The organism is Bradyrhizobium sp. P5_C12, assembly GCF_054049735.1.
The window spans coordinates 78,437-92,111 of sequence record NZ_JBFULU010000021.1 but is presented as its reverse complement, the minus strand read 5'-3'; the positions used below and the strand labels follow the sequence as shown (position 1 = coordinate 92,111).

Annotated in this window: 11 protein-coding genes; all 11 read right to left on the bottom strand. The window is 67.2% G+C overall.

Features of this window, described 5'->3' with window-relative positions; translation table 11 throughout:
* Nucleotides 1–19: 19 nt before the first annotated feature.
* The 11 genes from ACXJMY_RS20105 to ACXJMY_RS20055 are packed head-to-tail and all read right to left on the bottom strand — an operon-like array spanning nucleotide 20 to nucleotide 13,575.
* On the bottom strand, nucleotides 20–2,149 hold the full coding sequence (locus ACXJMY_RS20105; RefSeq protein ID WP_456621079.1) for a hypothetical protein: 2,130 nt from the start codon (nucleotides 2,147–2,149) through the stop codon (nucleotides 20–22).
* Nucleotides 2,146–4,761 carry a putative baseplate assembly protein gene (locus ACXJMY_RS20100; RefSeq protein ID WP_456621078.1) on the bottom strand — a complete coding sequence of 872 codons (2,616 nt, stop codon included), beginning with the start codon at nucleotides 4,759–4,761 and terminating at the stop codon, nucleotides 2,146–2,148. Before ACXJMY_RS20100 ends, ACXJMY_RS20105 begins: the two co-directional genes overlap by 4 nt.
* A complete protein-coding gene (locus ACXJMY_RS20095) occupies nucleotides 4,758–7,304 on the bottom strand; it encodes a putative baseplate assembly protein (protein ID WP_456621077.1) in 2,547 nt (848 codons plus the stop codon). Before ACXJMY_RS20095 ends, ACXJMY_RS20100 begins: the two co-directional genes overlap by 4 nt.
* A complete protein-coding gene (locus tag ACXJMY_RS20090; RefSeq protein ID WP_456621076.1) occupies nucleotides 7,301–7,672 on the bottom strand; it encodes a GPW/gp25 family protein in 372 nt (123 codons plus the stop codon). Before ACXJMY_RS20090 ends, ACXJMY_RS20095 begins: the two co-directional genes overlap by 4 nt.
* 12 nt (nucleotides 7,673–7,684) lie before the next feature.
* A complete protein-coding gene (locus tag ACXJMY_RS20085; protein ID WP_456621075.1) occupies nucleotides 7,685–7,999 on the bottom strand; it encodes a hypothetical protein in 315 nt (104 codons plus the stop codon).
* A 9-nt stretch (nucleotides 8,000–8,008) separates the two neighbouring features.
* On the bottom strand, nucleotides 8,009–8,521 hold the full coding sequence (locus ACXJMY_RS20080; protein ID WP_456621074.1) for a phage baseplate assembly protein V: 513 nt from the start codon (nucleotides 8,519–8,521) through the stop codon (nucleotides 8,009–8,011).
* A complete protein-coding gene (locus ACXJMY_RS20075; protein ID WP_456621073.1) occupies nucleotides 8,518–9,645 on the bottom strand; it encodes a hypothetical protein in 1,128 nt (375 codons plus the stop codon). Before ACXJMY_RS20075 ends, ACXJMY_RS20080 begins: the two co-directional genes overlap by 4 nt.
* Before the next feature lie 11 nt (nucleotides 9,646–9,656).
* Entirely contained in the window at nucleotides 9,657–10,007 is a 351-nt protein-coding gene (locus tag ACXJMY_RS20070) for a Base plate wedge protein 53 (RefSeq protein WP_456621072.1), read from the bottom strand.
* Between the two features lie 11 nt (nucleotides 10,008–10,018).
* Nucleotides 10,019–10,684, bottom strand: a complete 666-nt coding sequence (locus tag ACXJMY_RS20065) for a CIS tube protein (protein ID WP_456621071.1) — start codon at nucleotides 10,682–10,684, stop codon at nucleotides 10,019–10,021.
* Complete coding sequence (locus tag ACXJMY_RS20060; RefSeq protein ID WP_456621070.1) at nucleotides 10,681–11,217, bottom strand: hypothetical protein; 537 nt, start codon at nucleotides 11,215–11,217, stop codon at nucleotides 10,681–10,683. The genes ACXJMY_RS20065 and ACXJMY_RS20060 overlap by 4 nt, the downstream gene beginning before the upstream one ends.
* A 3-nt stretch (nucleotides 11,218–11,220) precedes the next feature.
* Nucleotides 11,221–13,575, bottom strand: a complete 2,355-nt coding sequence (locus ACXJMY_RS20055; RefSeq protein ID WP_456621069.1) for an eCIS core domain-containing protein — start codon at nucleotides 13,573–13,575, stop codon at nucleotides 11,221–11,223.
* Between the last annotated feature and the right edge of the window lie 100 nt (nucleotides 13,576–13,675).

Genomic DNA, 13,675 nt, shown 5'->3' with positions numbered 1-13,675 from the left:
TAGCCTCCGATGCACTCGGTCAACTCGCGAAGAACAGGCCCGCGTGCAGCCCGAAACGTAGATATTCGTCGAGCCGCAGCCTGAGATTGGCCTCGCGCTGCGGTTCGAATAATGCGTTGAGCACGCCGATCTCGCTGTCATTGTCGCCGCCCGCGCGGATCGCGAGGCTGGTGGTGCGGCGCAGTTGCGCATAGCCGGGATCGCCGTAGCGCAGCGACGTGAACAGCGGCAGCGCGGCAGGCGCTGCGTCGTTCGGCACGCAATGGAAGCGCCGCGGCGCGATCGAGCCCGGCGGTACGTAGCAGAAGCGGACACAGTCCTCCTGGCGGCGCTGGACCAGCAGCGGCGCGATCCATTTCTCCGCGGGCTTCGGGCCGAGCTTTGCGAAGAAGATGGTGTTGGAGGCGAGCTTGAGCAGCTTGCTGTGAACCTTGCCGATCAATGTGCATTGGGCGACGGTCAATTCGGCACCAGTGTCGCCGGCATCGTCAGCGGCGAAAGCGACGTTCTCCGGTGCTCCGGCATCGATGATGCAATCGGTCAGCGTCACCTCGGCGTCAGTGACGGCGTGGATCGGTCCGACGATACAACGCTCCAATGTCACCTTGGCGAAGGGATGCTCGATGATCAGGCTGGGCTTGCCCGGCGACACTGGACTGCCGTCTCCCGCCAGTGTGAGCCCGGGCACCAGCGTGCAGTCGCGCAGCACCAGTTCGCGCGGTTCGACGTCGGCGAAGGCCGCCAGCCGCAGCGCCCCGCCGGAAATCACGAGACCGTCGAGCGTGAGCCGGCCGCGCGCGCCGATGTCGAGCGCGATCTCGCCGCCCGCCGCCAGCAGCGGCCGGGTCTGGTCATGGGCGGCGACCACGGCATGGTGCGGCGTGGCATCGCCGAGGACACCGTCGACCTTGAACGTCGGTGTCTCCTTGTAGGTCAGGCTGTCGCCGATGGTGAGCCGGCCGCCGGTCGCGATCAGGTCGAGCTTCGCCTGCCAGGCGCCGCCGGCGTTGACGGCCTGCTGGTTGCCGACATCACCCTCGGCCGGGACACGCGGATATTCGCCGCCGCCGATCTGGCGTGCGGTGCCGTAGTGGAAGGTCGCAAGCAGCGGCCCGTCGGCGGCGTCGCCGAGCAGGACGCGGCCGCGCTCGGGATCGAAGCCGATCGTGCCCGCCGTCACCTGCGCCTCATGCGCCCAGCCGATGACATTGCCGCCGCCGTCCAGGATGTCGCGGAGGTCGCAGACGCGGACCTTGGCGGTGGGAACGGGGACCGGAGGCGTACCAGGTGTGAAGAATACCAGGCTCTCGCCGTCGCCATAATCGTCGTCGCGTTGCGCATCCGGCTGTGCGCTCGCCTGCGCCGCGCGCACCGCCATCGCCATCAGCCGCACCGACAACGGCTCCGGCACGTTGACGGGCTCGGCCAGATGGGAAATGTCGGGCTCGGCCTGCGCGAAGCGGAACAGCCGCATGTCCGCGCCGAGCGGGTTGAAGCGGAATTTTCGTCCGCTCGCATCGCCGGCGTCAGGCGTCAACGGCACCGCCGTGAGCGACAGCGACAACAGCCGCCACAGGAAGATGCCGATATTGGGAATGTTGTAGCGCCCCGCGCCAGTCTCCGGCCGCCGCATCTCGGCGGTGTGCGCAATGCCGTTGAAGGCGCCGTCGCGCGGGAACAGCGCCGCCGTGTCGCGCAGATTGCAGGTCGCCGGCGCATGCAGCCGGATGTGCTTCATGTATTGCGTGGTGGTAAGCTGCTCGAAGAATTCGACCGCGTGCGCCGGCCAGCCGGTGACGTCCTGCGCGAGCTCCTCCAGCATCAGCGCGGTGCCTTTGCGGCGGCGGAAGGCGATGGTGTCGGCGACTTCGGCGCGCGGCGAGGTCAGCTCCGTGCCGAGCCCGCGCAGCGGCCGGTAGCCGATGAGGTCGCCGATATAGGGCGTGACCCATTCGGCGCAGGTCTCGATGAACTGGTCGTCGTAGAGCTGCTCGATGGACTCTTCCAGCGTGGCGAATTCGCGCGCAAACGCCGCAAGCAGAGCCTGAAGCGGGCCGGCCTTGGCCGGATCGTCCGCCTGGGCCGCATCGCGCAGCCGATGCAGCGCCGGTAGCAGGCCGTAGAGCCGTTCGGCGGTGAGGCTGTTCATGCCATCTCCTCCAGCAGGTCGAACGGCGCCGGGTTCAGCGTCAGGAGCTCACTTGGCTTCGCCACGCCCTGGTCGACATGCATCCGCGCCGCCAGCAGCCGGGCCTGACGCGATGGAATGGTCTGGGCAGAGGGCGAGCTGCCGCCATAGAGCCTGACGAGGTCGATGGCGAGTACGCCGGGCACCGATTGCGCCACGGCAATCACGTCGGACTGCTGCACCGGCTGGCCGAGCTCGCGGGCGTCGAAGGCGAAGTGCGCGCGGAGCGCCGCCTCGACTGCGGCCAGCATGGCCTTGGCATCGAAATCGGGATCGCGCTTGACCTTCAATCCGACCCGGAAGGCGTTGGCCTGGTAGGGCAGCAGCGCCACCGCGACATGCGGGTCGCCGCCGGCCTTCAGCGCCGCCAGCAGGTTGGTCCAGACCGGGCTTGCGGAATTGACGGGCGCATCGGGCGGCCCCGCGATGGTGATGGCGACGGTCTTGCCGCGCGGCAGTTGCAGCACCTGCGCCTGAGCCTTGGCAATGCCGGTGAAGGCGCGGGCAAAATCCTCGTAGTCGAGCACCGACACCACGCGGCCGAGCGTGCGGGCGCCGAGCGGAATGCTGCGCCTTGCCGCTTCCGCCGGCTCCGGATCGTTGCCGCCTTCGGCTGCGAGCGGGTTGCTCACGCCTTTGAGCCCGAGCGGGCGCGACAACAACTGGCTCAGCGTCTCGGCGCGGACATTGCCGGCTGCGCCGATGCCCTTGCGATAGGTGGCGCGAACGTTGTTGAGCCCGCTCGGCAGCCGCGCGCCGTTTGCACCGTTGCCGAACTTCACGAGGTTGCGGCCTTGCTCGTCGACATCGAGCGCAAAGGCGCGATCCGTCGCGGCCACACCGTACAGCGTCGTGCGCTCGTGCCACTCGATCTCGCCGACCCGCAGCGTCAACTCGCTCGCTGCGCCGCTTTCATTGGCCGCTGCACGATAAGTCAGCGGCACCTGCTTCAGCTCGAACTGCTGGAATGGCCGCGCCGCATCACCCGAGCCGAGGATCTGCGTGACCGTTTCGCCATGCGAGGCGGGCACCACATTGCCATGCACGACGACGCTGCCGCGGTCGAGATGACCGGCGAGCGGCGGATCGATCTGAAGCGTGCAGCGGCCGGCATCGCCGCCCTGGACAGACACCAGAGTGGCCTGCACGACCACGGCCTGGCCGTCCGAGGCGCGATTGCCGCGCACGATCAGCCGCCGGCCGGCGACGAGACCATCGGCGCTGACCGCGACGGGGATGCTATTGCCCGTCACCGCATCGTCGACAGGATAGGGGGCGAGCGTAAGTTGTTCGGACTGCACGAAGGCGGTGCAGCGGCGAACTTCATCCTCGTATGTGTCGTAGTGCGCGCCGTGCAACGCGAGCCTTGTCACCTTGCCAGCCAGGGCGAACTGAGCACGGGAGACCGAAGTGATGTTGGTCACCTGAAAGAGATCGATGGAGGGTGACAGGCCGATCACGATGACATCGATCTTGCCCAACGCCTTGCTGTTGAAGGTTCCGGGAATCGTGAGAACGGCGTAGTCGCCGACGCGCACCTCCGGGTAGACCGTATCGAGGTCGATGCTGCCGCCGGCCGGCGAGATCGAATAGTCGGGCCAGTCGTCGTTCTCGGGCTTCCCGGGATAGTTGTTGTGAAACTCGGTCGACATTGATGCCCACATCGGCGCGTTGTGGCCGAAGGCCGCGGCGCGCTTGCGCAGTGCGTAGACTTTGGAGATCTGAGCAGCCGTGACCTCCGAGAGTCCGACTTTCCAGGTGACCTTGGTGCGATCGAAATCCGATTGCAGCTCGACGCTGTCGATGAAGCGGAACTCCCAATTGCTGTCGTTCTTGCCCGGCGCGAAGGCGTCTCCGACGATCAGCAGCGCGTCGCCCGGCTTCAGATTGTTGCGCTGGCCGGTGAGGTACATGGCCGTGTCGCCCTTGCCGGGCCGCCGCGTCTCCGCCATCCACGGCCGGATCGCGTTCCAGGCCGGCCTTGCCGTGTCGAGCCGCTCGACGGTCTCGAACGTCTGCGGCTTCTCGTCCGGCCCCGGTATGCTCTGCACCTTCAGGCCGATATCGAGCGAGACCTGCGCGGGCACGCCGGTGATGAAGCTGCCGGGCTCCGGCGACAGCTTTGGCGGCGGCGTCGGCGGGGTTTCCAGGGTGAAGGCAAGCCAGGTCTCGGCGGCAACGCCGGGGCGCAGCCGGTAACCGATCAGCCGGCCCATCTCCTGAAGCGACACCCGTTCCAGCGCGGTCCGGAGATAGGATTCGTTGGCGATGCGCTCCTGGTAGAAGGTGAGCACGTCGGCGGCGCAGGCGAAGGCGTCGATCAGGCCGATGGTGAAATCGTCGTCGTCGCGGCTGTGAAGCTTGCCAAGTGGCGCGAACGCGGCGGACGACAGCGCCGCGTGGAGACTGTCGCTGAACTGCGCGTAATCGCCGATCCGGTAGGCGATGGCGGAGAGGCCATAGCGGTTGGAGATGCCCTGCGGCGTCTCGGCTTCGACGCCGGCGCAGCAGCCGCAGCTCTCGCTGCCGGAAGGCAGGGCATGCGGCTTGATGGTAGGGACCGGTAGCGTCATTTGCCGCCTCCCGCTTCGATGACGAGCCGGCCGCGCTCGCGGAAATTCGGATTGTTGGCGAGCTGTGCAATCTCGAGACTGCCGATCGGGATCACCTCGTCATCCAGCGATGTCGCAAGCGGGGAGATCAGCCGCTGGAATTTTTCCGCCTGCACCGCCTCGACACCCTCGACCGCCTGCGCCGCCGCGATGACGCGGCTGAGATAGACGGGATCGCCGAAGGAGAAATTGTCGGGGTGGAACAGGCCGAGCGTACCGTCCGGCAGCACCGTGCTCGACAGCACCGCGCGCACGGCCTGCGCGACCTCGGCGCGGAAATAATCCGGCTTGACGCAGACATGCAGTGTGACATCGAGCGGGACGTAACGCGGCGTCCGCACTTCGAGATCGTAGCCTGCCATCCTGAACCGTTCGAGATGGTTGCGCAGTTGCGCGGCGAAGGGGGCGTCGACCGGGCTGCCTCCGAAGCGGTCGGGCGTCACGAACACAGTGTGCCAGCTCCCGGTCCAGCGGAACGTCGCGGCGGCGCGCTGCACGTCGGCACGCCGTTCGGCCGCGGCCGCGTAGTCGGCTGCCGTCACCGCGCGCTCCTGGGTGCGGAACGCCTGCGGCGCATCGCGCCGCGCCGCCTCGATGTCCTCGGGCTCGACGCCGCCGGCTGCGGCGAGCGGATTGCGTATCGCCGCGAACACGCCGTCCGTGGTGCTGACGATATGCGCGATGGCTTCCGCGCCGACATTGCCGGCGGCCCCGTTGCCGATCCGGTAGGTCACCGTGAACGCGGTATCCGCCGCCGGACGTTTGCCGAGCAGGCCATCGCCGAACCGCACCAGGGCGCGGCGGTGATTGTCGATCTCGACCACGACATGGGGCGCGTTGCCGGCGCTGTCGATGAGATCGCGCCGCGGCAGCCAGTGCTCCGTGGTGCCCGCGACCTGTCCCGTGAGATCGACCAGGGCAGGCATGGCGTCGCGCGGCGACAGCAACCGGAACGCGCTCGCCGGCCACCACGCCTTGCCGGCCGCGACGGCAACGGCCAGCAGCGCGCCGAGATCGAAGGATTGCGTCAACGGGCTGCTCGCCAGCACCGGGTGGAACCGTGCCGGCACCACGATGTCCGGCGCCGAGGTGCAGCAATCGCCTGCCGTGGCCGAGGCCTGCTTCAGCGTGGTGCGCGGCATCACGCCGAGCTGCTCGGGCGCCAGCGTGCGGCCGTGATCGACGAGCACGATGTTGCCGCGTGCGACGCTGATCGCAAGCTCGGGGCGATCTGCCACCGTCAGGCAGAGCGGGAAGGGCAGTGCGTCGGTCTCGCTCCAGGCGATCTCGGTGACGTCAACCGGACCATCGACCGCTGGCTCGTCGAACAGCCCGCCGGAGGGATCGCTCGCGAGGACGACCTCGGTCAGGCGCACCGCCCAGCGATGCGCAGGATCGGCATCGTCGGCAGACAGTGTCGTTGGGCTGATGACCTCCTCGAGGATCAGGATGTCGCCGACATCGAGCGTATCGATATGGCCGCGCAGCGTCGCCCGCGTGGTGCCGCGTGGCAGGCAGCAGCCATTATTGCCCCAGGCGTAGAAGGTGAGGCTGTTCTGCTGCTGGTCGAGCATGGCGGGCGCAACCGTTTCGAAAACCTCGGCGCCGCCCTCGATTGCATCGTTGAGCGCGCGCGAGCCCGGCGTCAGCACCACGTCGAGCCCGGGCACGCGGGTCAGGAGCTGCGTGCCCTTGGGCAGTACGATGTCCTGCCCATCCACGTCGAAATGCACGAAGGCGCGTGCGTTGCAGCCCTCGTGCAGGTGATAGTCGACCAGCCGCGCATGGCGCCGCACCGAGATGCGCTGCCGCGCGGTGGCCAGATAGGCCTCGTTGGCCACAGCATCCTGGCGATAGGCGAGATTGTCGGCGGCATAGGCGAGCAGCTCGACCAGGGTCACGCCGAGATCGGCGGCCGAGCGCTCCTGCCATCCCGGCACCAACAGGCTCAGCCGGTCCAGCATCAGCCGGCGAAACCCCTGATAGTCGCGCGCGAGATAGTCGATGTCCGGCCGCGGGCGCGGAGCGGGCGCGCAGGGCACGGTCTCGGCGCAATCATAGTCGGAGGAACATTCGACCTTGAAGGTGAAGTCGATCGCCGACAGCTTTGGATCGTAGCCGGCCGGAGGCAATGTCGAGCCGGAATTGGCGAAGACGCCGAACGTGTAGATCGAATAATCGCCGCTGCCGTCGGTGCGGACCACCAGCGTGCGGGCGAGATCGTCGATGGTGTCGACCAGGCCGGGCTCGGCCTCCGCCGGCAGCGCATCGGCCGGCGCGCACCAGACCACGCCGACGGTTGCGATCCGCTCGCCGCCGGTGATCCGCAGATTGTCCGGCGAGAGCGTGAAGCCGGGATGCAGGAGCCGCACCAGAAGGGTCTGCTGCCGCGGCGCGCCGGGCGGCGAGGCGAGATCGAGCACCTCGATGAACTCGATGGCATTGGCGCTGCCCTTGGCTTTGAGCACTTCGAGCCGGCGCGGATCGCAGCAATGTTGCTTCATGCCGCGCCTCCCGGAACCGCGAAGCTCCCGACATGGCTGGTGCGGTCGGCCAGCACCACGTAGCGGACCTCGGCGCGCAGCACCGCATCGTCATTGGTCACCTCGACGGACGTGACGGCGATCAGATGCGAAAGGTGCTGATGCAGCGCGGCCTGCGCCAGCATCTGGGTGGTCGCGGCGAGCGTCACCGAATTGGGCTCGAACACCAGCGCGATCAGGCCCGCGCCGAAATCCGGCCGCATCACCCGCTCGCCCTGCATCGTGAACAACACCTGCTCGATCAGGTCGCGGATGTGATCGGGGCGCGCGGTCGTGGCGGTGCGGCCCTGGTTGTCGGTGTGATAGGGGAAATCGAGCTCGTTGCCCACGTCGTCCTCCCCTCAGGTTGCCAGCACGCGTGTCTGCGCGACGACGGGCAGCATCGGCGTGCCGGTCGGCGTGCAGACCGATTGCCCCATCATCGTCGCGGCCGGCGCGCCGCCGATCATCACCCGCGCCGCGCCCATCACCATCTGCGCGGTGACGCAGGGCGGCGCCGAGCCGGTGAGCGAGCAGGCCGCGATCGCATAGGGGCTGGTGAGATTGACCGCGGGCTGGCCCGACAGCAGCACCCGCGGGAAGGGCGACAGCGGCGTGGCCTGTCCGGCATGGCTGCACAATACGGTGGCGCCGAGATGCAGCACGGGAGCGGGCATGTGCGTCTCCTAGATCACGGTAAGCGCGCCGACATTCACGTCGACGGTCGGGCCGGTCATGGTGATGATCGCGCCCTTGCCATTGGAAATGGTGATGCCGACGTCGCTGACCGAGATCATCGCGCCGGTGGTGGTCTGCATCAGGATGCCGCCGGTCGGCCCGGGCACGTCGCTGATGGTGAGGCCGTTCTTCAGCGGGGTTTGCAGGGTGATGCCGGGCACGCCGGGCGGCACCGCATGCGCCAGCACCGGCACCTCCGCCGCACTGCCCCAGTAGCATCCGACCCAGATCGGATAGTCGGGGTCGCCGCGCTCGAACTCGACCCAGACCCCGGCGCCGATGATCGGCACGGAGAAGAAGCCGGCATTGATGCCGGCGGTCGGCACGCAGGGCATCGCCCAGCTCGTCGGTATGACGGCGCCGACGTCGGGCACCATCACCTGGATCCGGCCGATCTGGAGCGGGTCGACATTGTTGATCACCACCGCGCGATATTTTCCGAAGAGGGGCGCATCACTCATGTCGGCACCTGCGGGACGGTCGAGATCAGCGCGTTGCGTGCAAGCGAGAAGGATTGCTTGTAGGAGCCGCGCTCGATCTCGTGGGTGACGGTCTTGACGTAATAGAGCCCGTCGAACGGCAGGCCCGCGCCGCGCACGCCGACCAGCTGCCGCGACTTCAGCACGCGGCCGTATCTGGCGACGTCGAGCTTGCCGCTGCCGAATACGCTGTCGCTGTGCTGGCTCGCATAGGCGAGCCCGGCCATCAGCGCTTGCGGTGCGGAGAGATGCGCCGTGTTGGCGAGTTTCTCGATCTTGGGCGGCAGGGGCGGCACCGCGCCGAGCGGTGGGCTCATCGGCGTGATGTCGGGGATCGGCACCGGGATCGGCGCCTTGCTGTTGCTCTCCTGGAAGAACACGATCGGCATGATCTTGCGCTCCTTGTCGAAGTTGAAGGAGATGTCCTCCACATTGGTCAGCGCATCCATGTTGGTGGTGAGTGCGGCTTGCGGCGCGCCGAAGCGGATCTCCGGTCCCCAATAGGCCTTCGAGGCGCCGGGCGCGGGGCCCGCCTCGAGATAGAAGACGTAGCCGGCTTCGGTCGCGAGCCGCTTGACGTAGGCGTAGTCGCTGCCCTTCTGCTGCGGGATCTGCTGCACCGGGATCGGCGGGATATCGAGGACGCTCGGGATCACCATCGGGATCACGCCGAGCGCCGCGTATTTGGCGAGGATCGCCAGCACCCGCACCGAGGGCGGCATTGCCGGGAAGGGCAGGCCGGGCAGCTCGATGATATCCATCAGCGCCGACATGTCCTTGCCCTTGATCACCAGCTTGCCGATGCCGCCGCTGCCGGGCTGGGTCTCGACATTGGTGACCATGCCGTCGATGACGGACTCGGCCGTGCCGTTGATGGTGACGACCAGCACCACGCGGAGCAGAGGTGGCAGCGCGCCGCCGCCGGCGAGCAGGAAGATGGTGCGCAGCGGCGAGCGCGCCGGCAGGTCGAAAGTCAGCTCGAAGCCGCTCTGCGCATCGCCCGATCCGATCTCGACCTTGGCATGGGTCAGCGTTTCCAGCACCTCGCGCGGCGCCGGCACCGGCGCCGGGCCGATCTGGAGCGAAAGCTGGACGCCGCCCTGCATCATCGGCCTCCTTACAGCCCGTTCGGGCGGGGAATCTGCACGCGCTCACCGGGTGTGTCGGTGAGCTCGAACGGATCGGTCACGACATTGGCGTCGGCGATGCGCCAGTACAGCTCGGGATCGCCGAGCATGGTGGATGCGAGCGTGTCGGGCCGCTCGCCGGCGTTGACGATGTGCTCGCCGGCGATGCCGATGTCGCGGCCGTGCGGGATGAATCGGCGCAGCACATAAGCGACGCCGGGATCGTCGGCGCTGCGCTTCAACCGCCCGATCGCCGCGCCGTGATAGCGGCTGTTCGGCGGAAACGTATTGTCCGGAAACGCGCCGGCGTCGATCAGCATCTGGACGGGATCCGAGGACATGTTGTGCTCCGTCAGGGCAGGCTGGTGAGACCGAGCGAACCCAGTGAGGCGCCGCCGGTGAGGCCGGCGAGCGTTTCGCGGGTGCGCAGGTAATTGAGAAAGATGGTGCCGCCGCGGTGCGAGAAGCCGAGGTCGTCGGTGCTCATCACGTGCAGGCCGAGCGAGACCTTTGCGCGGATCGGGTTGAGCGAGGGGTCGAACGCCTCCTCGACGATGGAGAATTCGGCCACGCGCACCGGCGCGATCCGGTTCTTGCTCCAGACGAACAGCACGAGCGGCGCCTCCGGCGGCAGGATCTCGAGCGTGCCGCCGTCGGCCTGGCTTGCGACGCCGAGCAGATCGTCGACGCTCGGGTTGACCAGGGCCTCGAGCACCGCGAGCTGCGGCGCGATGCCGAAGGCGACCGCGGTGGCATGGGCGTCGGGATCGGCAAGCTGGTCGGTCGCGTCGATCTCGGCGTCGAGCTTGATGGTCTCGATCGCTGGCCCCTTGAGCCGGAACGGCTGCGCCCGCGCATTGCCTGCGCCGTCGCCGCCCGTGCCCTGCACCTGGTAGCTGCGGCTCAGCGTGTCCGGATTGTACTGGAGCGCGATCTGCCGCCGCACCGTGCCGCCGCCCGGCGCCAGCACCACGAGCCCGCCCTTGATCAATTTCGGCGACGAGGTGAGGCCGGTCATGGCGAGTCGTCCTGCGACGGCGGCAACAGCTTCATTTCCAGATCGAGCCGCAAGCTTCGTTGATAGTGTTCGAGGCTCGCCGGTGCGAACCCGGCAATCCGCAGCAGCACGGCGTTTGCGGGATTGACAAAGAGCGTGAGGCCACGCTGGGCGTAGACAAATTCGCTGCGCTTGATTTCGAGCGTCCCCAGAAACGAGTCGAGCTTCGCGTCCGGCTCGCCCAGGGCGTCGAGCAGGGACGGAAGCGGTTCGGGGAGGCTGACATCGGTCGCGTCGATGAGGATCACCGCATCGTCGTCGACCCACACGCGAACGCCGCGCGCAAAGCCTTCGGCGGTGGCGCTGAACCAGTTCGCGCGGCGTTGCTCGCTGCCGAGCCGCCCCTGGCCCTGCCGGGAGCGATCGAGATCGAACACCGTTGCGACGTCGTCCAGCGACGTCGGGCTTGCGAAGCCTGTGAAGGAGCGCAGCGATCGGCTGGCGAAGATCTGCAGCGGCCGCAGTGCAAGGTCGGAGATGCGCGCGGCCGGCATGGCTCAGCCTCCGATCTTTGTGACGTCGCCCTGGAAATAGGCGGCGTAGAGATTGCGGATACCGACGACGTTGACGAGCTTTACGGCTTCGGCATAGGAATCGTAGCGCCGACGCGAAGCCGGCAAGACCTTGATTGGATCGAGCTTGGCGTTCTCCGGTCCCTCGACCGCCACGCGCAGCGCCGGATCGTTGACGCGCGGTGCGACGTTCTCCCAAACGACCTCATCGAGGAATGAATCGACGCCCTCGATCAGGGTGTTGTACTGATTGGACGTGCTGCCAAAACTCTTGGCGAAGTCGTTGTAGGCCTTGGCGCGCAAGGTATGGATGTATTCGTGGATCAGCGTCTGGAACATATCCCAGAGGAAATCCCGGTCCTCGTTGCGCGTGCCCTTCTTGAAGATCTGGATGTTGACCTCGCCGTCGCCAGCCGAAGCGACCCAGCCGCGCTCGATTTCGTTGATCTGCTTGACCTGGTCGTCCGTGCCGGTGAATTCGTCAGCGAGCTTGCTGATGATCTTTGCCTCGTCGTTGACCGGAGCCTTCTTGTCGTCGAACGCCGGCGAGGCGTTGAACTTGCGATTGATGGCCCTGATGTTCCGGTTGGCCTGGAAGAAATACAGAATCATCCGCCGCGCCTTGGCGCGCTTCTGGTCGTCGTCCAGTGTCGCGAGCTCGGCCTCGGTATCGGCGAACAGGTCGTGGATGCTGCCGCGCGTGGTGTCCGTGTCGGCCTTCAGTTCGGGATGCGGGCGGTCGTAATAGTCACCGAACACCTTGTCGGTCTCTGCCTTGCTGGCCTTTCCAATCCGTTCGAATTCCTTGAGCTCGTGGGTCTCTGATTTGTCTTTGTGCTCGTCGGGTCCCCGATCCTTGACGACCTTGTTCCAATAGGCCTTGATCAGTTTTGGAAGCAGATCACGCAGCGCGTCTTCGTATTCTTGCTTGCCGGTGTCGCTGTTGTCGAAGGTGCGCGCGCTGCCGTCGGGGGCGAGCTGCACGTCCGGTTTGAGTGCCTTGGTTATCTCGGCCTTCTGTGCGGCGCCGGGAGCAACTGTCTTGGACAGGGCCTTGCCGCTGGTGGTCAGGGCGATGTCGCGCGACACGCGCTGGAGCACGAGGTCGTAGCCCTTGAGCTTTCCATGGGTGACGCTGGCTCTGAGTTGCAGGTTCAACTTTTTGTCCTCATCCGTCTCCGCGGCGACCTTTTCGTCGAGATCGTCGGCCTGGCGGCCGAGTACTGCACGCTCTCGACTGATATCCTGTATCGCCTTGTCTCGCGCTTTCGGCTCGAGCGCGAAGATCTCTGCGGCGACGCTGTCGACCTGGTCATTGCTCGTTGCGGCATCGAGCCGGTGCTTGAGGCCGGCCGCGTCGTAGGCGAACACCGGCGAGCCCTTGCCCGGATCGCCCTGCGGCTCGACGTTTCCCTTGAGCAGGGCGGCGCGACCGCCACGGAAGCGGGCGGCGAAGAACCGGGTCAGTTGCTTGTAGTTGTCGCCGTCGATGTCGGATTCGAGCTCGGTGACACTGAGTTTTCCTGAACCGAACATGATCCGCAGGGCGGCGATGTCGCTCAGCTCGAGCAGGTCGAGGATTGCTTCCTCGTCGCCGCCGAGCGTCGGGCCATCCTGCATCTCCTGGATCAACAGCGCCTTCTGAAGTGGATCGAGCTTGAACCCGGCCTGGCCTGCCTTCCACCGGCGGACGATGGCGCGTGCCTTGTTGTCACTGTCGAAGCTGCCTTCGTGCTCATTGGCCTGGGTGATCTTGTCGAGGTAGGCGAGCAGCTCCTTGTCGCCGAAATTGCCCTCGGCGCCGAAGAACACGGCGATCGACTCGTACCAGGCGAGCCGCTGCACCGCCACAGGCGGCGCGGTCTCGCCGTGCTGCTGCACCACATGGGCGAGCTCGTGCGCCAGAATGTGCCGGCCACGCGGGGTGTGTGGATTGTATGCGCCGTCGCCGAACACGATGTGCGCGCCCGCGGTATAGGCGGTCGCGCGGATTGCACGGGCCGAAGCCGCGGCTTGCGCGTCGGTGTGGATCCGCACATGGCTGAAGTCGGAACGGAATTGTCGCTCCATCGTCTCGCGGGGAGCGCCGAGCGGGGAGCCCGGCGATCCGACGACCTCCGATACTTCGGACGGCGCCGTCTGTCCCTCCGGGCGCGAGCCGCGTGACAATGGCGACAGCGTGGGCGCCCGATCGCCGGCTGCGGCGGGGCGCAGCACGTTCTCGGCCGCGCGCTCGGCTTCGGCCTCGAAGCGGTCGCGGCTCGGACGAAGTTCAAGCGAAGGCGCTCGCGCGGGCGAGGATTGTTTTGGGAGCGCCTTCGGTGCGGCATGCACGGTCATGGCCGGCCTCGCGAATTGCCGGCGCCGGGCGCGCTGGGCAATCGTGCCGCGACGCGATCGGCGACCGCGCGCGGTGCGGCGCCATGCTCGGCGTCAGCCA